Source organism: Paenibacillus sp. FSL P4-0127 (assembly GCF_038007325.1).
Classification (GTDB): domain Bacteria; phylum Bacillota; class Bacilli; order Paenibacillales; family Paenibacillaceae; genus Fontibacillus; species Fontibacillus macerans.
Window position 1 is genome coordinate 2,707,805 of sequence record NZ_JBBOWY010000001.1, and the last position, 19,665, is coordinate 2,727,469.

Sequence of the window (19,665 nt, forward strand, 5' to 3'; positions counted from 1 at the left end):
CGATAAGCAGAGGTTAAAGATAGGAATAGGGAGGTATTCTTTAAATAACTGGACTTCAGCCGCGGTTTTGGGCCGTAGACGCCGTCAATCGCCATTTAATTGATCGGAGTTCAATTATATAAAGTTTCCCTGAAAATTGAAAGAGGTGGCTTCTTTGAAGATTTCTACAAAAGGACGCTATGGATTGACGATTATGATGGAGTTGGCCGCAAAATTCGGCGAGGGCCCGACTTCCCTGAAAAGCATCGCCGAAAAAAACCAGCTGTCCGAGCATTATCTGGAGCAGCTCATTGCACCGCTTCGCAACGCCGGATTGGTTAAAAGCGTACGCGGCGCCTACGGCGGGTACATCCTGTCGCGCGACGCGAGCGAAATTACGGCGGGGGATATTATCCGCGTTCTGGAAGGACCGATTTCTCCGGTTGATTTTACCGAGGAAGACGATCCGGCCAAACGCGATTTATGGCTGCGCATCCGCGACAGCATTGCGGAGGTGCTCGATTCGACAACGCTGGAAAACTTAGTCAACTTTGAAGAGCATGGCGCGAAAGAGAATTATATGTTCTACATTTAAGATTTTGTCCGCGGTCAGCCGTTGACGGCTTATGCGAAGTCATCTCATATTGCTGATGGCGGCTTTGAGTGGCCTTAGATAAAGTAAGTAATTACAAAAGTCAGCCCAAAAAGAGCCTGCGGATTTGTATTTGCAGGCTCTTTTTGGGGCTTATCCTAGAACTTACGATCGGGGAAAATAACGACATGAATTGCATCAGCGTTGCACTAATTCCGACAAGATACACCTCTAGCCAACAACTAACCTAACGGTTGCCACAACCGCTATTCGGTCAAAAAAGTTGATCTCAAATTGTAACGGTTGCCATAGCGCTTATTTCACTGACACCCGGCTTATTTTGCTTAGATTCAGGCAAATAACGCTTCTCACAACCGTTAGATTTCCTGCAAACCCAATTTTATTTAGACAACCTAAGCCTTTGCGGGAAACCTGATTCTAAACCTACCCTTTGTCCATGGCTTTGCAGATCAGTGTGGCAAACAGGCTGTTAGACCACGCGAACCATTCCCGGGAGAAATCGGCCGGGTTTTCCTAGTGAAATCCTTCGTGCATATACCCGGTGGTCCGCGTCCGCAGCGACCAGCGTGTCGATCAGCGCCTTGACTTCCTCGTCGACCAATGGCCGCCAGCGCCTGCATCGCCAGCGCCATGTGCCACACGTATCCGCCCGGCGTATACGGATTGCCGATGCTCTTGGCGAATTTGCCTTCGAAATGAAACGGGTTGTCGAAGCTCAAGGCAAAACGCCGGGTATTTTAGAAATGGTTTACTGCTTTGGCCACGAATAACCTCCCCCTTATGGCACATCTATGATCATTATAACGTTATAAGTACTATGCTATAATTTGCGGTTAAAGGAAGAAAAGATAGAAAATTGTCGCATTTCAGGCATGAGTAGTTTTTTTTCGGAAAATCATATAGAATAAGACTGCTTAAAGTGTGTGTTCAAAAAGGCCGGTTTTCAGCACCGAGAAGGTTGGATGAAGCTAGGGACGTCAGGAGCGGAGCGTACGTTTTGGGTACGTGAGCAACTGAAATGTTTCCGTAGGAAACATGCTTCGGAAGCATATGCTTAGGCCCGGCTGAATTCAAGATTCAATGTCGAGTTTGCTTCTTGATTCACTTCGTGATCAAAAGCGGACTTTTTGAACTACCTCTTAAAAAAAGTCGGGAACATGTCCCGGCATCCCTTCGTTTAAGGTGGCTAAGGAAAATGACTCACATATATCTCGACCATGCCGCATCCACCCCGGTCCATCCGCTGGTTGCGGAAACGATGCTGAACGTGATGCGGGAGCAGTTCGGCAACGCCTCAAGCGTGCATTTTTACGGCCGCGCCGCCAAACGGCTTGTGAACGGGGCGCGGGACGCGATCTCCTCGCGCATCGGCTGCCGTCCGGACGAGCTGGTGTTTACGAGCGGCGGCACGGAAAGCGACAACCTGGCGCTGTTTGGCACGGCCGCTGCCCGTAAAGACAAGGGGCGCCACATCATTACGACGTCCATCGAGCATCACGCCGTTCTGCATGCCTGCGAGCGTTTGGAAAAAGACGGCTTCGAGGTGACGTATCTCCCGGTCGACCGGTACGGCCAGGCGCATCCGGACCAGGTGCGGGAGGCGATTCGCCCGGATACGATCCTGATCAGCGTGATGTACGGCAATAACGAGGTCGGTACGATTCAGCCGGTCGCGGAGATCGGACAAATCGCCAGAGAGCGGGATATCCTGTTTCACGTCGACGCCGTGCAAGCGCTCGGTTCGCTGCCGATTGCCTGCAGCGGGCTGCCGGTCGATCTGATGAGCTTCTCCTCCCATAAAATCAATGGTCCGCAAGGAGTCGGGGCATTGTACGTACGGAAGGACTTGGCGATCGAGCCGATTCTGCACGGCGGCCTCCAGGAAAGAAAACGCCGCGCCGGAACCGAAAACATGGCGGGGATCGCCGGCTTCGCCAAGGCGGTGGAACTGGTTGTGTCTGAGCGGGAGGAGCGGGCCGCCCACGAGGCGGAGCTGCGCCGGGAATTGCTGAACGCGCTAGAGGCGCGCATTACGCGCGAACGCTTCCACGTCAACGGCCATCCTACCGAGCATTTGCCGCATATCGCCAATATCAGTTTTCCCGAGTGTGATTCGGAGACGATGCTGATGAACCTGGATATGGAAGGGATTGCCGCTTCAAGCGGATCGGCCTGCACCTCGGGGTCGCTGGAACCGTCGCATGTGCTTGAGGCGATGCACGTATCTGAGGCTTTTTTACGTTCGGCGATTCGTTTTAGCTTCGGATGGGGTAATACTAAAGAAGAAGTTGTGCAAACCGCAGAAAAAATTGCAACCATTTTGGAACGTCTCCGTAAAAGAAGTTATGGGCACTCGTAACGGGGGTCCTCTAGCTTTTGCGGAGGGAGGCAGAAATTAAGCTAAGCAACCAAGGGAAATGCCAGCAGGGAGTGTCGGCGGTTCATGAGAATGCAGGAAATGATCGGCCTGGCTGTCTTTGACGTGGAACAAGGCAAGCGGGTCGGGAAAGTTCTTGATGTCTTGCTGGGGAGCGATTGGTCGATCACGGGCATTCAGCTGGAGAACAGATCTCTTTTTCATTCCAGCATCAAGGCGGTGCTCTGGGACGATATCGTCGCTTACGGCGAGGATGCTGTGATGATACGCAATCAACAGGCTGTCTGCAAATGGGAAGCCGAGCATATACAAAATACGTTTTTGTCCGGACCCGGCAAATTGAAGGATCTGTCCGTACTTACGGAGGACGGGATTCGGATCGGATACGTCACGGATGTTTATTTTGAACACGAATTGGGAAACACAATTACTGGAATTGAAATAAGCGACGGGTTTTTCACCGATCTGATGGAAGGGCGGAAAGTGCTCCCCTTTGTCCCGGAAATGACCCGAGGGGAAAATGCGATCATGGTGCCCCGCAGTAGCGAGCAACTGCTTGAAAAACCATGAATTTTTACGAACGGTAGGTGGTCGGTCAATGATGAAATGTCCAAATTGCAATTCCAAGGATATCGGCAAAATCGGTTCCCATCAGTTTTACTGCTGGGGATGCTTTATCGAACTGACGGTGAACGGCGACAAAATGTCGGTTTATCAAGTGGAGGAAGACGGGACGCTAAGCTCCCTGGACGACTTGTTTTTCGGCGAGGAGATCGTGCAGGAATTCCCGCAGATCCAAGCTTCTTCTTAAAAAATATATATTCGCTTCCGCCTGCGGAAATGCTAAGAGCTGTCCATCTATTTATCGTAAATAGAGCGGGCGGCTTTTTTTTCTGCTCTTAAAAAATTGTCAACAACGATCATGACGAAACCGCATTTTGATTTGATTGAGAAAGAAAGCGCTTTGAATTAGGATGAGATTAGGAACACGGTAAATCCTAAAGTTTGTGGTGGTCCGCACAATTTTTGAAGGAGGTTTCTCTTTATGGCTATAGCACAAACCAAAGCACAACCAGAGGGAAGCGGCGGAATCCGGGTGCAGGTGCAGCGGTTCGGACGTGCGCTTAGCGGCATGGTCATGCCGAACATCGGCGCTTTTATCGCCTGGGGCTTGATTACCGCCTTGTTTATTCCGACCGGTTGGTTTCCAAACGAATATTTGGGTAAATTGGTCGACCCGATGATCAAATATTTGCTGCCGCTGCTGATCGGCTACACCGGCGGGCAGATGGTTCACGGCAAACGCGGGGCCGTCACCGGCGCGATCGTGACTATGGGGGTTATCGTCGGCAGCGACATTCCGATGTTCCTCGGCGCCATGATCGTAGGTCCTTTGTCGGCTTGGTTGATCAAACAATTCGACAAAGCGATTGAAGGCAAAATCGGTTCCGGTTTCGAAATGCTGGTCAACAACTTTTCGATCGGCATTTTTGGCGGCGCGATGGCGTTGGGAGCTTACTCCGGCGTAGGTCCGTTCGTGCAAGCGATCAGCAAGGTGTTGTCTTCCGGCGTGAACTTCCTGGTGGATGCCAAATTGCTGCCGCTGGTCAATATCATTATCGAACCCGGCAAGGTGTTATTCCTGAACAATGCCATCAACCACGGCGTTATTACGCCGCTCGCGGCTGAAGAAGTCGCGCGGGTGGGTAAATCCATGTTGTTTATGCTGGAATCGAACCCCGGCCCCGGCCTTGGTATCCTACTGGCCTACTGGCTGGTCGGACGCGGTTCGGCGAAGCAATCCGCTCCGGGTGCGGTCGTCATCCACTTCTTCGGCGGGATTCATGAGATTTACTTCCCGTACATCCTGATGAAGCCGGTGCTGATTCTTGCCGCGATCGCCGGCGGCGTAGCCGGTACGTTTACGTTCCAGTTGACCGGTGCCGCTCTTTCCGGGGCGCCTTCTCCAGGCAGTATTCTCACTTACATTATGATGACGCCGAAAGGCGGATTCCTGCCGATGTTCAGCGGTGTCATCGTAGCTGCGGTTGTTTCCTTCCTGGTTGCGGCTTTGCTGCTGAAAACGGGTAAGAAAAACGATGAAGAACTGGATTTGGAAGAAGCGTCGGCAAAAATGAAAGAGATGAAATCCGCCGGCGTGAATACGCAAGCAGCGGCTGAAGCGGTAACGAGCGTGCGCAAGGATGCGGTTAACAAAATCGTGTTCGCCTGCGACGCGGGCATGGGCTCGAGCGCCATGGGCGCCTCGGTGCTGCGCAAAAAAATGCAGGATGCCGGCGTGAAGGTGACGGTCGTCAATTCGGCGGTCAGCGAAATTCCGGATGACGCGGATATCGTCATTACGCAAAAAACGCTCACGGAGCGCGCCAAGGCGAACAAGCCGGACGCGGAGCATATCTCCATCGACAATTTCCTGAAAAGTCCGAAATACGACGAGCTGGTTGAACGGCTGAAAGGCTAAGCTCGCGGGGACGATACTGGCAAAACACTGGCGGTTCGCTTCGCCGGTGTTTTGCGTCTGTTTTTTCGAAGGGGGAGTTCTAGTGAGGAAAATGACCGCCCGGCAAAAGCAGATCTTTCTGCTCCTGCTCGGGCGGAAAACGGGTATGACCGCCGCCGAGATCGCCGCCGATATCGGGGTCAGCGTCAGGACGGTACACCGGGAATTGGACGAAATCGAGAAAAGCCTCGCCTATTTTGGCCTCATGCTGTACCGTAAATCCGGCACGGGCATTTCCGTTTGGAGCGATGCCCCGGGCAATGACGAACAGGAGCGCCTGGAGGAAGCGCGCCGGCTGCTGCTCGAGGGCAGCCCCGGCGATTATTCCGGCGAAGAGCGGAAAATTATGCTGATCTGCCGTCTGCTGGATGAACTTGAGCCATGCAAGCTGTTTACGCTGGCTCACGATCTGAAAGTTACGGCGGCTACCGTAAGCAGCGACCTTGATGAGGTTGGTCCGTGGATTCGCCGGTTTGGACTTGAGCTGGTTCGCCGGAGAGGATACGGTGTGGAAATCGTCGGGGAGGAGATCGGCAAAAGGGCCGCCATTTGCCAACTGGCATCCGATCATTTGGACTACTCCGATCTGATCGGCGGTTCAACCGAACGCCGCTGGTCGGCGGCCATCGACCATTTGCTGGAAGCGGCGGGCTCGCAGCACTTGATGACGGTGGAAAATACGCTGTGGCAAATGAACTGGGATTGGACCGAGCATTTATCCGAAAAAGCCTATACCCAGCTGCTGATCAACCTGTCCGTAACCGTCAACCGCATTAGGGTGGGCCGCCGCGTTTCCGGAGCCGTTTTGGCCGCGTCATCTCCGGGAGGCAGCGATGACCGGCCCGGAGAAGGCGAGACGGAACGTTTTGCCAAACTTTTGGGCGAAAAGCTGGATTTGCGGTTTCCGCAGGATGAGGTTCAATATATGGGGCGCCTGTTCCATCAGGCCAGGGATGCTTCGCCGGAGCTGGTGCAGGCGGACATGGAGCTGGTGGACATCGTGTCCCGGCTGACGGACAACGTCGTGAAGCGGACCGGCATCCCGTTTCAGGAGGACCGGCTGCTCGGCAGCGGCCTGCTTGAGCATGTGGGTCCGGCGTTCAAACGGATCCGCGAAGGGGCGAGAATCCGCAACCCGCTGCTGGGCGCGATCCGCAAGGACTACGAGGATCTGTTCTACATCGTCCGGGAAGCGATGAACGAAAGCGGCGTGAACCTGGAGGTTCCCGACGAGGAAATCGGCTTCCTGGTCATGCACTTCGGCGCGTCGATAGAGCGGTTGAATCAGCTGGGCCGGAATGTGCGGGCCATTCTTGTCTGCTCCAGCGGACTCAGCTCCTCGAAGCTGCTGGCTACGCGGCTGGCCAAGGAAATGCCGCAGATCGAAGTGATGGGGAATGTGTCCTGGTACGAAGCGAAACGCTTGCCGGAGGAAGATTACGATTTGATCATCTCCACGATCGATCTGCCGCTTCCGTCCGATCGGTACGTTAGGTTAAGTCCTTTGCTGACGGACGAGGACAGCGACCGGCTGCTCCACTATTTGCAAAATACGACACTCAAATTGAGGAAAAACGCTCCGCACAAAGATTCGGCCAAAACGAGGGCGTACGACCGGCTGCGGACCTTAAACTCCATGATGGATGAAATCGTCCTTCTGCTGGACCAGTTCGTGGTGGGAGCGCTGGATAACGCGGGTTGCTCCCTGCGCGAGACGGTTTTGGCGGCGCTCAAAGAGATAAACGCTGCCTTTCCGGAGAGCGCCGCCGTCTCTCCCGGAACCGGAGGGTACCGGGAGACGCGCGAAAGCGTCAGCGCAATGTCCGATATTGAGGCCGTCGCCGACCGCTTGCTGGAACGCGAAAAGATGGCCAGCCAAGTCATTCCCGGCACTTCGCTTGCGCTATTCCATACCCGCACCCGGTTTGTGAACTATCGTTCGCTGGCTTTGTTCCGGATGGCGGAGCCCGTGGTGCTGGACGGGGATACCCGGATAAGCGCCATTCTGTTTATGCTGGCCCCGCGGGAGCTGCCGAAGGAAACCCTGGAGGTGCTTAGCGAAATCAGCGCCCTGCTGCTCAAGCCGGAGCTGATCGAACTGCTCGAAACCGGGGAGCGCGCGGATATCCGCGACTTTTTGGCGGCGGAATTGCTGCAGTATGTTGAGAACTATTGATGGAAATTGGTAGGATATTAGTGGAAAAGGAGAGAAAATAAATGAAAATGCTGTCTAAAGAAAAAATTATCCTGAACGGAAAAGCCAAAGACAAATACGAAGCCGTCCGCATGGCCGGTAAACTGTTGGTCGACGCCGGCCACGTCGCGCCGGAGTACGTCGACAAAATGCTGGAGCGCGAAGAGATCGTTTCTACGTACATGGGCGGCGGCCTGGCTATCCCGCACGGGACCAAGGAAGCGAAAAATCTGATCTTCTCCACGGGGCTGTCGGTCGTGCGTTTTCCGGAAGGCGTCGATTTCGGCGGCGATGAGCCGGCGTTTATCGTGATCGGCATCGCGGCGGCCGGCGGCGACCATATGGAGGTGCTGACCAACGTGGCCATGATCTTCACCGAGGAATCGAACTTGGAACGCATCATGAACGCCGCGACCGAAGAAGAAATTGCCGATATCCTCGAAGGGGGGATGTAATGATGAAGGCGGTCCATTTTGGCGCGGGCAACATCGGAAGAGGATTCATCGGGCTGCTGCTGTCCCGTTCGGGCTACGAGGTTTGCTTCGTTGACGTAAACGACCGCGTCGTTTCCGAATTGAAACGGCGCGGGGAGTATCCCGTCATCCTTGCCAGCGAACATCGCGAAACGCTGACGGTTACGGGCGTCACCGCGCTGAACAGCGTAAGCGAACCGGAGGAAGCCGCGCGGGCGGTTGCGGAAGCGGATCTGGTGACGACGGCGGTCGGCGTATCGATACTGAAGCATATTGCCGGCACGATTGCCGCGGGCCTTAAGCTGCGCAAGCAGGGCAACGCGGAGGCGAAGCTGCACGTCATCGCCTGCGAAAACGCCATCGGCGGCAGTTCCCAGTTGAAGGCGCACGTCTATGCGCAGCTCGATGAGGAGACGCGCCGCTGGGCGGATCAAACGGTCGCCTTTCCGGACGCGGCGGTGGACCGGATCGTTCCGCTGCAGCAGCACGAAGACCCGCTTCAGGTCGTTGTCGAGCCTTTTTACGAATGGGCGGTGGATCAATCGCAAATGTTCGCCGGCTTCCATAAAGTCGCGGGCGTACATTACGTGGACCGGTTGGAGCCGTACATCGAACGCAAGCTGTTTACCGTAAACACGGGGCACTGCTCGGCGGCCTACATCGGCCAATTGCAAGGTTACGCAACCATTCAGGAAGCGATGAAGGATGAAAAGGTAGCCGGGCATGTCCGTTCGGTGCTTGCCGAGTCGGGAGCGGTGCTTATAGCCAAGCACGGGTTTGCGGAGGCGGAGCACCAGGCCTACATCGACACGACGCTGCAGCGCTTCGCCAATCCGGCGCTGACGGATGAAGTGTCGCGCGTCGGCCGCTCGCCGATCCGCAAGCTGTCCCCCGGCGACAGGCTCGTCTCCCCGGCGGCGCAAGCTTATAAGCGCGGGCTCGGGTACGATTACCTGGCGCGGACGATGGCGGCGGCGCTGTTCTTCACCGCGCCGGATGACGCGGAAGTAGAGGAGCTTCAGGCTTATCTGCGGGGGGCCGGGCCGGAGAGCACCCTTGCGAAGTACACGGGGCTTGGGGTGGACCACCCGATTGTTCAAGCCGCGCTGCGCCATTACGAGGAGTTGAACAAGGACCGCTAACTAAGCTAGGCCCGTTGATGGGCCGTTAATGGCCCATTAATGGCCCGTTAATTGATAGGCTGCGCATGTATCGGTAATTGGCTATAAGTTCTTCTAGGCCGGGTAGGGGGTTCCCTGTCCGGCCTAGAAGAACTGGCGCCTTACTGGATCAAATGCAAAAATGCATTACAACGCACTATAAACTTCCACTTTTGAGCGAATGAAATGCAAAATTACATCTGATTTGGGATTTTTTTGATGAAAAATACGCTTTCAACCGGGAATGAACTGCATTTTTGCATTTGGTGAGCCATATTCGGAGCATTGGTGAGAAGGAACTGCACTTTTGCATTTCGCTGGAATTGGAATGGTTGGCATAGCGGGCATTGTTGGCATAAACGGACACTGTTGGCATAGCAAGAATAGATGGCATAGATGGTATAGATGGTATAGATGGATAGATGTAATAGCCTTGGATTAGCCATGGCCCAAAACGCTTGCGATTATTTTTCCCTCCTCCGGCAAATAATGAACTATAGCCAATCCATTGCCAAAGGAGGAATCGCGCATGGAACCGATCTTCAAAAGCAAGGCATTCCGCTATGGGGTTTGGCTGCTGCTCGGGCTGTTGATTTTGTACTTCATTTGGCTGCTTCGCCCGATGTTTGCGCTGGTTTACGGCTTTCTCAAAGCGGTGCTCGCCCCGTTCGTGATCGCCATCATCATCTCCTACGTCCTGAATCCGGTCGTCCGCATGCTCGGCGGGCGCAAAGTGCCGCGAACGATCGCGGTGCTGCTCATTTATGCGGTGTTTCTGACCGCGCTTGCGGTTATTTTGATGAACGTTATCCCGATGTTCGTGGAGCAGTTGGAAGAGCTGGGAGAGCATTTGCCGGAGTTGACCATCCATACGCAGCAGATGATGAACCGCTGGGATAACGGCCTGTTGCCGGGCAGCGTGCGCATGGGGATGAACAACTGGTTTTTTCAGTTCGAGAACCGGCTGGCGAGCGCGATTTCGCGTTTTTTGGACAATATCGGGGCAACGATCGGAGTCGTTTTTAACGCGTTTATCATTCCTTTTCTCATTTTCTACATGCTGAAGGACATCGAGTTGATTGAACGGCTTGTGCTTCGATATCTTCCGCGCTCCGGCCGCAAATCGATCATCACGCTGCTGAGGGAAATCGACCAGGCGCTCGGCAACTACATTCGGGGGCAGCTGCTTGTCTGCGTTATTATCGGCGTACTGGCTTATATCGGGTACATGATGATCGGGATGCCGTTCGCCCTGCTGCTCGCCGGAGTTGTGGCGGTCTGCAACATCATTCCTTACCTGGGGCCTTTTCTCGGCGCCGCCCCGGCGCTTGTCATGGCTACCACGATATCGTGGAAAATGGTGCTGTTCGTGCTGCTCGTCAACATGCTTTGCCAGACGATCGAAAGCAACGTCATCTCGCCGCAGGTGGTCGGCCGCAGCTTGCACTTGCATCCGATGCTGATCATTTTCGCCTTGCTGGTCGGCGGGGAGATCGCCGGGGTTCCGGGGTTGATTTTGGCCGTACCGCTGTTCGCCGTAATGAAGGTGATCATTCAGCATTTTTTCACTTATTACGTGCGGCGCAAGGCCATGTGAAGGGGTTGCTGCGGCGGCCCGGGAGTTGACCGTTACACTTTGAAATCAACGTTTTTCGAACAAATAACGCTTGTGGCAACCGTTAGATATAGGTGAGGCTAGAAAATGTATCTTGTCAGATTTAATGCAACGCTAGTGCTCTAAATGCTCTAAGTGCTGCCAAACGCCGCTAAGTGCCGGGTAAACGACGCTAAATGTGCCCGGTTGAGGCGTACCGGTGCCATCCAGTGTAAAGGTGCATTGACAGCGCGTTTTTCGCCTTATATACTAAAAATATTATTTTCAAAGTAGTTAAATCGTTGATGAAATGGAGTACGTTCGAATCGTGGATTTATCAGAGAAGGGTTCCTTCGCTTTAGGCCGGGCGCAATGCCCTCCTTGAATGCGTCGGCTGAGAGAACCCGAAATCTCGCGCGGGCGGAAAGCTGATTTCGGAGTGTGAGTCCAAATTCACCGGCGAGGTCCCCGTTACCGGACCAATGAGGCGATCGCTATACGGTGTCGTGCCGGTCTTCGGAATCGGACGGCGGCGGAGGCGATAACCAGGGTGGTACCGCGATGCAATCGTCCCTGTATTTCAGGGGCGTTTTTTTGTTGTTCCGCGAGGCGTTTTTACAAGGCTCAGCTAAATAGCGGAAAAAAGGGGTCTTATTTTCGCGGATTCCCCGGTCAAGCCGTAAATAGAGGACTTTTTTGGCGCTATTTTCGAGCGGGAGCTGCAAATGGGCATGTTTCCTTAAGGTGCTGACGGAATAACGCCTAAAATTACCGCTATCTTCCGCAAAACTGGCCGAGTCCCCGAAATAACGCCCAAAAACGCCGCTATTTTTGCCGGTGCATCCGGATAGGGTGCCGAATTTTATTTGTATATGAACTCTAGGAGGTCAAAAACTATGAAAGCAAGTGAAATCCGTTCCAAGTGGCTGGAGTTTTTCGCCGGCAAAGGCCACAAAATCGAACCGAGCGCTTCGCTCGTTCCGCATAACGATCCGTCGCTGCTATGGATCAACGCCGGGATGGCCCCGCTCAAGCCATATTTTGACGGCCGGGTGAAGCCGGAAAATCCGCGCCTGGCCAACTCGCAAAAGTGCATCCGCACGAACGATATCGAAAACGTCGGCAAAACGCGGCGGCACCATACGTTTTTTGAGATGCTGGGCAATTTCTCCATCGGCGACTATTTCAAGGAAGAGGCGATCACCTGGGCCTGGGAATTCCTGACCGGTCCCCAGTGGATCGGGTTCGATCCGGAGCGTCTGTCGGTGACCGTCTACCCCGAGGATGAAGAAGCGTACAAGCTGTGGAACGAAAAAATCGGCATTCCGGCGGAGCGGATCGTGAAGCTGGAGGACAACTTCTGGGATATCGGCGAAGGCCCTTGCGGACCGTGTACCGAAATTTTCTACGACCGCGGGGACGCCTACGGCGATCTGTCCGGTCCGGAAATGTATCCGGGCGGCGAGAACGAACGTTTCCTTGAAGTGTGGAACCTTGTATTCTCGCAATTCAACCATAACAAAGACGGCAGCTACACGCCGCTGCCCAACAAAAACATCGATACCGGAGCCGGTCTGGAGCGTTTTGCGTCGATCCTCCAAAATGTGGACTCCAACTTCGACACCGATCTGTTCCAGCCGATTATCGCCAAGACGGCGGCGATGGCCGGGATAGAGTATAAGGCTGCCGAAGACAGCGACGTCGCGATGAAAGTGATCGCCGACCATATCCGTACGGTCGCCTTCGCCGTGGCCGACGGCGTGCTGCCGTCCAACGAAGGGCGCGGTTACGTCATCCGCCGCTTGCTGCGCCGGGCCGTGCGCTACGGCAAGCTGATCGGACTGGACAAACCGTTTATGTTTGGCCTGGTGGAAACCGTAGGGGAAATTATGGGCAGCTACTACCCGGACGTCGTGACCAAACGGGAGTTTATTGAGAAAGTCATCCATAACGAAGAGGAGCGCTTCCACGAAACGCTCAGCGACGGCCTGGCGATTTTGGCCGAGATCAGTGCCGAAGCGAAAGCGGCCGGCCGCACGCTGATCAGCGGGACGGATGCGTTTAAGCTGTACGATACCTATGGCTTCCCGCTCGACCTGACCGAAGATTTCGCGGCCGAACAAGGCCTAAGCGTCGATCGCGAAGGCTTTGAAGCCGCGATGGAGGAGCAGCGCGAGCGGGCCCGGAAGGCCCGCCACGAAAGCGGCAGCATGAAAGTGCAGGGCGGCGTGTTGGCGGATTTTACGACTAAAACGGAGTTCGTTGGATATAATGAGCTTGAAGTAAACACCACTATCGTGGCTATTATCGCGGACGAAACGTTCGTCGATACGCTCGCCTCCGGCAAGACGGGGCAGATCATTTTGGAAGCCACGCCTTTTTATGCCGAAAGCGGCGGTCAGGTGAGCGATCAGGGGATCATCCGCGGCGAGTCGGGCAGCGCCAAAGTGGAGGGCTTGTTCAAAGCGCCGCACGGCCAGCATGTGCATCAGGTGACGGTGGAATCCGGGGAGCTGCGCGTCGGCATGAGCGTAACCGCAGCGGTCGACGAGGAGCAGCGGGCCCAAACGGTCAAAAACCATACGGCCACCCACCTGCTGCACAAAGCTTTGAAGGAAACGCTGGGCGAGCATGTCAATCAAGCCGGCTCGTTGGTTGAGCCGCAGCGCCTGCGCTTCGACTTCTCGCATCTCGGCAGCATTTCGCCGGAGGAGCTTGCTGAAATCGAACGGCGCGTCAACGAGCAGATCTGGAAGGCGCTGCCGGTCAGCACGCTGCTCAAACCGATCGATGAAGCGAAAGCGATGGGCGCCATGGCGCTGTTCGGCGAGAAATACGGCGATATCGTCCGCGTTGTGAAGGTCGGCGACTACAGCCTGGAGCTGTGCGGCGGCTGCCACGTGAACAACTCGGCCGAAATCGGCCTGTTCAAGATCGTCAGCGAAAGCGGCATCGGTTCCGGCGTGCGCCGGATTGAGGCGGTGACCGGACGCGGCGCTTACTTGTTCCTGGACGGGCAGCTGGACCTGCTGAACCAGGCGGCCGGCCTGCTTAAAGCAAACGTAAGCGATGTGCCGAAACGGATCGAGGGGCTGTACCAGCAACTGAAGGAATTGAGCCGGGAGAACGAATCGCTGCAGAGCAAACTCAGCGCGATCGAAGCCGGCGAGCTGACTGGCAAGGTCGTCAGCGTAGGCGAAACCCGCCTGCTCGCCGCCAAGGTGCAAGCCGGCAGCATGGAGGCGCTGCGCGGTCTGGCCGACGAACTGAAGGCCAAGCTTCCCGACGCTGTTCTCGTGCTGGGCGCGCCGATGGATGACAAGGTGAATTTTGTCGTGGCCGTGCCAAAGGAAGCGGTGGGACGCGGACTTCACGCCGGCAAGCTCGTCAAGGAAATCGCCGCGGTTTGCGGCGGCGGAGGAGGCGGCCGGCCGGATATGGCCCAAGCCGGCGGCAAGGACGCCGGCAAGCTGGACGAAGCCTTGAAGCTAGCGGAACAACTGATCGCTTCACAAGGCTGAATCCGCCGATAAAAATTTGACGGGGGCTGCCGAAAATTTCCTTATGGAACCCATGATATGGTATAGTATGATTAGGCTAAGTAGAAGCCGGCTGCGATCATATAGGGATGTCTGAAGAAGCGAGGTGTCATCATGGACTCCATGGATAAAACCGTCAAGTTTAACGTCAAGGGCGATGAGCAAGAGGCGTCGGCAAAGGAAATACTTTTAACGGTATACGAAGCCCTGCAGGAGAAGGAATACAACCCGGTCAACCAGATCGTCGGTTACTTGCTGTCGGGGGACCCTGCGTATATACCGCGGCATAACAACGCGCGAAGCTTGGTGCGCAAGAAAGAGCGCGATGAATTGATTGAAGAGTTGGTCCGGTACTACATGGCCGGCCACCGTTAAAGAGGCAAAATGCCGACTTTTGATCACGAAGCAGGACAAGAAGCGGATTCGGCGTCGAATTTTGAATTCAGCCGGGTGGGGGCATATGCTTTCGAAGTATGTTTCCTGCGGAAACATTTCAGTTGCTCACGCAGGCTCGCAAGCTTATGCTTGCGAAGCCGTTTTCTCCGAAAACGTTCAGCTCCGCTCCTTCGTCCTTAGCTTCATCCGACCTAAAGCGTTTTGAAAAAACGCATATCGGAAGCATACACTTCGGTGCTGAAAAGTCGGCTTTTTTGAACTCGCACTTAAAGGAGCAACGCATGAGAATTATGGGTCTGGATTACGGGGACCGCCGGATCGGGGTGGCCGTCAGCGATGCGTTCGGCTGGACCGCCCAAGGCGTAGAAGTGATCGAACGCCGCAAAGAAGGCGGAGAATTCGGCCGGATCGCGGAGCTGGTGAAGCAGCATGAAGTGGAAGAGATCGTAGTTGGGCTTCCCAAGAACATGAACGGCTCGATCGGTCCCCGCGGAGAAATATGCAAGGCTTTTGCCGACGACCTGCAAAGCAGGCTGAATCTGCCCGTTCATCTTTGGGATGAGCGGCTAACGACCGTCTCGGCGCAGCGGACGCTGCTCGAGGCGGACGTCAGCAGAAAGAAGCGCAAAGGGGTCGTGGACAAAATGGCCGCCAGCTTGATTTTACAAAATTATTTGGACTCTAAGAGTAAAATGTGAGGAGGACCCGCTCATGTCTAAAGATCGTATCGGCAATGAAGAAGAACCGGAGATTATTTATATTCCCGATGAAGAGGGGAATGAAGAAGAATTCGAAGTGATTATGAAATTCGAAGTTGACGGTTCCGACAATAAGTATATGATGGTCGTTCCTCTGGATTCCGATCAGAACGAGGATGAAGAGAGCGAAGAGGTATACGCATTCCGTTACGAGGAAGACGGCGATGATCTGAAGCTGTTCACGATTGAAAGCGATGAAGAATGGGAAATCGTGGAGGAGACGTTCAACACGCTGATCGACGAGTTCGACGGAGAAGATGATCATGACTGAGTTCACGGCGGATCAAGTCGTTTGGTCTTCGCGCGTGCGCGACGCCTATGGCCCGGTTGTGGAGCTGGAGGATGAATCCGGCAAAGCGTCCTACTACAAGGTCGAGCGTGAGTTTGACGTAGCGGGGGCGTCCTACGCCGTTCTGCTGCCGGAAAATGCCGGCCGGGACGATGAACCGGAGATTTTTAAAATCGCGGAAGCGGCGGACGGATCTTTGGAGCTCATTACCATCGACGACGACGATGAGTGGGAGAACGTATCCGAGCTTTATGACGAATTGACGTTCCCGGAATAAACGTATTACCAGGTTCTAAGCACGAAGCGGATAAGAACGGTCTGGGAAGGGCGGGGTAACAACCGCTCTTTTTGGCTGTAAAGGGGTTGAGCGATTGAAAAAGGCGCTAAAATGGCTGAGCATATTGATCGTGCTCGTGATAGCCGCGGCAGGTGCCGCGGGCGCTTATGTATATACGGGCATGCAGCCTGTCAAGGCGTCGGAACAGGCCGTTAAAATAACGATCGAGCCCGGAACGGGCACCGGCGAAATTGCGGATTTGCTGGAGAAACAGGGACTTATTAAAAATTCATTATTATTCCGGTCTTACTTGAAATGGAAGTCCGAAGGCAGCCGTTTTCAAGCCGGCGTTTATGAATTCAATCCGGGAGCGACGTATGACGAAATCATCGCCAGGCTGAACAGCGGCGATGTCGTCAAAGCGGAGATGGTCCGGTTTACGATCCCCGAAGGGTTTACGGTTAAGCAGATGGCCGATAAGCTGAGCGAGGAGGGCGTCCTCGACAAGGACGCGTTCTTAAAGCTGGCCGGAGACGCTTCCGGGCTGGACAGCGAGCTGCTGAAGGAAATTCCGCAAAACGACAAATTAACCTATCGGTTGGAGGGGTATCTGTTCCCGGAAACCTATGAGCTCAAAAAAGGCAGCACCGAGCGGGATATCGCCTTGCGTATGCTCCAGGAGACGGAGAAAAGGCTGGACGGCATCCCGGACTTCCGGCAAAAACTGAAGGAACGGGGCCTTACCCTGAACGAACTGATGACGGTGGCCTCGCTGGTGGAGCGGGAAGTCGTGGTTGACAAGGAGCGAAGTATGGTGGCCGGCGTCATCTATAACCGGCTGGCCAAGCACATGAAGCTGGAGATCGACGCGACGGTGCAGTACGTGCTGGACAAGCCGAAGGAGCGGCTGCTGAATTCCGATTTGCGAAGCGTGGACAGCCCTTATAATACTTATCTTTACGAAGGTCTGCCGCCCGGCCCGATCGCGGCCCCGAGCCTTAAATCAATCGAGGCGGCGCTGGCGCCGGCGGCTTCGGAATATCTTTTTTATGTGACGAAAAAAGACGGAAGCGGCGAGCATCTGTTTGCCAAAACGTACGCGGAGCATTTGAAAAACATCGAGACTAGCAAGGCTATGGCCGAGAAATAAGGTGGTAAACTGTATGACGAAAAAACCGGAACTGCTCGTTCCCGCGGGATCGCTGAAAGAGCTGGAGCGTTATTTGGCGGCCGGGGCGGATGCGGCTCTCATTGGCGAAGCTAAATACGGCATGCGGCTTCCCGGCGATTTCTCGCCGGACGAAATTGCCGCGGCCGTTCGCTTTGGACATGAGCGGGGAGCCAAAATCTACGTATGCGTGAATAACCTGATGTCGAACGAACTGCTGGAGGATTTGCCCGATTATGTGAAGCGCCTCGCCGATTGCGGCGTCGACGCGGTGGAATTCGGCGATCCGGCGGTGCTGCAGACGGTGCGCGAAGTTGCGCCGGAGCTGGGGCTCCATTGGAACGCGGAAATGACTTCAACGAATTACGCGACCGCCAATTATTGGGGGTCCAAAGGCGCATCCCGTGTCGTTTTGGCGCGCGAGCTGAATATGGACGAGATTACGGGCATGTCCCCTTCGCTGCAGATTGAAGCGGAGGTGCAGGTGCACGGGATGACGAACATATACCATTCCAAACGCCGGCTGGTGCAGAGCTACATGAATCATCAGGGGCGCCCGGTGGAACCCGGCGGCGACCTGGGCCCGCGGCGCGGGTTGTTCCTGATCGAAGCCGAACGGCCGGAAGAGAAGTTCCCGATCTATGAAGACCGGAACGGTACGCATATCATGAGTTCGGACGATATTTGCATTCTGGAGGACCTGCATGTGCTGATGGCGGCGGGCATCGACAGCTTTAAGATCGAAACGCTGCTGAAGCCGGCGGCCTATAACGAGACGGTCATCTCCGCGTACCGTCTGGCGATCGAGGCTTATTTCCGCGATCCGGACGGCTATGAGTTTGACGAATCCTGGATCGAGGCAATCCGCCGCGTACAGGACCCCGAGCGCGAGCTGTCCTTCGGCTTTTTCTATAAAGAGCAAGTGTATTGAATAAAACGGAGAGGTGAACGAAGATGCGGACAGCGGAGAAACACATCCCGAAATATGCGGGAAATCGTTACCGGCTGGCGAAACCCGAGCTGCTCGCTCCGGCGGGCAATCTCGAAAAGCTGAAATTCGCCGTTCATTACGGAGCGGATGCCGTGTATATCGGTGGACAAAAATACGGCCTTCGTTCCAATGCGGATAATTTCAGTTTTGAAGAAATGCGCGAGGGCGTGGAGTTCGCGCGGAAATACGGGGCCAAAGTGTTCGTGGCCACCAATATTTATGCCCATAACGAGGATCTGGAGGGCATTGAAGATTATTTGCGGAATTTGTACGAGATCGGCATCGCCGCGATCATCGTGGCCGATCCGGTCATTATCGAAACGGCGCGGCGGGTCGTTCCCGGTCTCGAGGTGCACCTCAGCACCCAGCAATCGACGGTTAACTGGCAGGCGGTTAAGTTCTGGAAGGAGCAAGGCCTGCCGCGGGTCGTGCTTGGCCGGGAGACGAGTTTGCACGAAATCGAGGAAATCAAGAAGCATGTCGACATCGAGCTGGAGGCTTTTATTCACGGGGCGATGTGTTCCTCTTACTCGGGCCGCTGCGTGCTGTCAAACCATTTTACCGACCGCGACTCCAACCGTGGGGGCTGCTGCCAGTCGTGCCGCTGGAAATACGATTTGTTTGAGGACGGCCGTCCGGAGGCCGCTTGGGTCTCCGAGGAAGAAGCCCGGGAGAACCAGGTGTTGCAGCAGTTCCGTCTGGGTGTGACCCAATTGCCTTTGTTCGAGGAAAACGACAACGCGTTTACAATGGGATCGAAAGATCTGTGCATGATCGAGCATATTCCGGATTTGATCGATGCCGGGGTGGACAGCTTTAAAATCGAAGGACGGATGAAATCGATCCATTACGTGGCCACGGTCGTGAACGTTTACCGCCAGGCGATCGACGCCTATATGGCCGATCCGGACAACTATGAGCTGAAGCCGGAGTGGGTGGAGGAAATCAATAAGGCGGCGAATCGCCCGCTGAATACGGGGTTCTTCTACGACACGCCGGACCATGAAGATCATATTTACGAGCCGGAGGAAAAGGCTGCGCCTTACGACTTTGCCGGATTGGTGATGGAATATGACGAAAATACCGGCATGGCGGTCATTCAGCAGCGCAACCATTTTAAACCGGGGCAGGAAGTCGAATTTTTCGGACCGGGCGGGACGTTTTTCAAACAGACGGTCGGGGCGATTTATGACGAGGACGGCAATGAATTGGATGCGGCAAGACATCCGCTGCAGCGGATCAAAATGAAAGTGGAGCACCCGGTATCCTATTTCGACATGATGCGGAAGAAGAAATAATTTAAAAATGCAATATGCTTTGAGGCCTGTTCTTATCT

At 54.8% G+C, this 19,665-nt stretch carries 17 protein-coding genes and 1 pseudogene; 17 read left to right on the forward strand and 1 reads right to left on the reverse strand.

The annotated features are described in order from the left end of the window. The first annotated feature begins 154 nt into the window (after positions 1–154). On the forward strand, positions 155–574 hold the full coding sequence (gene cymR, locus NYE74_RS12215) for a cysteine metabolism transcriptional regulator CymR (protein WP_036620661.1): 420 nt from the start codon (positions 155–157) through the stop codon (positions 572–574). A gap of 441 nt (positions 575–1,015) precedes the next feature. Here cymR and NYE74_RS12220 read toward each other — a convergent pair. Continuing rightward, a pseudogene (locus tag NYE74_RS12220) lies at positions 1,016–1,329 on the reverse strand (glycoside hydrolase family 125 protein); the annotation flags it as partial. A gap of 458 nt (positions 1,330–1,787) precedes the next feature. Here NYE74_RS12220 and NYE74_RS12225 point away from each other — a divergent pair. From NYE74_RS12225 to NYE74_RS12300, 16 genes are all read left to right on the forward strand, one after another. Next, positions 1,788–2,951, forward strand: coding sequence for a cysteine desulfurase family protein (locus NYE74_RS12225; protein WP_278738994.1), 1,164 nt, complete (start codon positions 1,788–1,790; stop codon positions 2,949–2,951). Positions 2,952–3,035: 84 nt separating this feature from the next. Then, positions 3,036–3,539: a PRC-barrel domain-containing protein gene (locus NYE74_RS12230; RefSeq protein ID WP_036620664.1), complete on the forward strand. Its 504-nt coding sequence runs from the start codon at positions 3,036–3,038 to the stop codon at positions 3,537–3,539. Positions 3,540–3,570: 31 nt separating this feature from the next. Next, positions 3,571–3,780, forward strand: coding sequence for a hypothetical protein (locus NYE74_RS12235; protein ID WP_082208025.1), 210 nt, complete (start codon positions 3,571–3,573; stop codon positions 3,778–3,780). A 234-nt stretch (positions 3,781–4,014) separates the two neighbouring features. Beyond that, positions 4,015–5,451 (forward strand): PTS mannitol transporter subunit IICB, encoded by a 1,437-nt coding sequence (locus NYE74_RS12240; RefSeq protein WP_051985322.1) that lies wholly within the window; start codon positions 4,015–4,017, stop codon positions 5,449–5,451. 91 nt (positions 5,452–5,542) lie between these two features. Then, entirely contained in the window at positions 5,543–7,666 is a 2,124-nt protein-coding gene (locus NYE74_RS12245; RefSeq protein ID WP_036627732.1) for a BglG family transcription antiterminator, read from the forward strand. Positions 7,667–7,707: 41 nt separating this feature from the next. After that, complete coding sequence (locus NYE74_RS12250) at positions 7,708–8,139, forward strand: PTS sugar transporter subunit IIA (protein WP_036620666.1); 432 nt, start codon at positions 7,708–7,710, stop codon at positions 8,137–8,139. Between the two features lie 2 nt (positions 8,140–8,141). Next, positions 8,142–9,299: a mannitol-1-phosphate 5-dehydrogenase gene (locus NYE74_RS12255; protein WP_036620668.1), complete on the forward strand. Its 1,158-nt coding sequence runs from the start codon at positions 8,142–8,144 to the stop codon at positions 9,297–9,299. Positions 9,300–9,846: 547 nt separating this feature from the next. Further along, the gene (locus tag NYE74_RS12260; protein WP_036620671.1) at positions 9,847–10,914 is read left to right on the forward strand and encodes an AI-2E family transporter; all 1,068 of its coding nucleotides are present in this window, start codon (positions 9,847–9,849) and stop codon (positions 10,912–10,914) included. A gap of 893 nt (positions 10,915–11,807) precedes the next feature. Continuing rightward, positions 11,808–14,432: an alanine--tRNA ligase gene (gene alaS, locus NYE74_RS12265; protein ID WP_036620677.1), complete on the forward strand. Its 2,625-nt coding sequence runs from the start codon at positions 11,808–11,810 to the stop codon at positions 14,430–14,432. A 132-nt stretch (positions 14,433–14,564) separates the two neighbouring features. Next, complete coding sequence (locus NYE74_RS12270; RefSeq protein WP_036620680.1) at positions 14,565–14,825, forward strand: IreB family regulatory phosphoprotein; 261 nt, start codon at positions 14,565–14,567, stop codon at positions 14,823–14,825. A gap of 302 nt (positions 14,826–15,127) precedes the next feature. Continuing rightward, positions 15,128–15,544, forward strand: a complete 417-nt coding sequence (gene ruvX, locus NYE74_RS12275) for a Holliday junction resolvase RuvX (protein WP_036627733.1) — start codon at positions 15,128–15,130, stop codon at positions 15,542–15,544. Positions 15,545–15,557: 13 nt separating this feature from the next. Next, the gene (locus tag NYE74_RS12280) at positions 15,558–15,875 is read left to right on the forward strand and encodes a DUF1292 domain-containing protein (protein WP_036620682.1); all 318 of its coding nucleotides are present in this window, start codon (positions 15,558–15,560) and stop codon (positions 15,873–15,875) included. Beyond that, positions 15,868–16,170, forward strand: coding sequence for a DUF1292 domain-containing protein (locus tag NYE74_RS12285; protein WP_082207705.1), 303 nt, complete (start codon positions 15,868–15,870; stop codon positions 16,168–16,170). The genes NYE74_RS12280 and NYE74_RS12285 overlap by 8 nt, the downstream gene beginning before the upstream one ends. 94 nt (positions 16,171–16,264) lie before the next feature. Continuing rightward, positions 16,265–17,320 (forward strand): endolytic transglycosylase MltG, encoded by a 1,056-nt coding sequence (mltG, locus tag NYE74_RS12290; RefSeq protein WP_174719606.1) that lies wholly within the window; start codon positions 16,265–16,267, stop codon positions 17,318–17,320. A 13-nt stretch (positions 17,321–17,333) separates the two neighbouring features. Next, entirely contained in the window at positions 17,334–18,269 is a 936-nt protein-coding gene (locus tag NYE74_RS12295) for a peptidase U32 family protein (RefSeq protein ID WP_036620688.1), read from the forward strand. A 23-nt stretch (positions 18,270–18,292) separates the two neighbouring features. After that, positions 18,293–19,627 (forward strand): peptidase U32 family protein, encoded by a 1,335-nt coding sequence (locus NYE74_RS12300; protein ID WP_036620691.1) that lies wholly within the window; start codon positions 18,293–18,295, stop codon positions 19,625–19,627. The last annotated feature ends 38 nt before the right edge of the window (positions 19,628–19,665 follow it).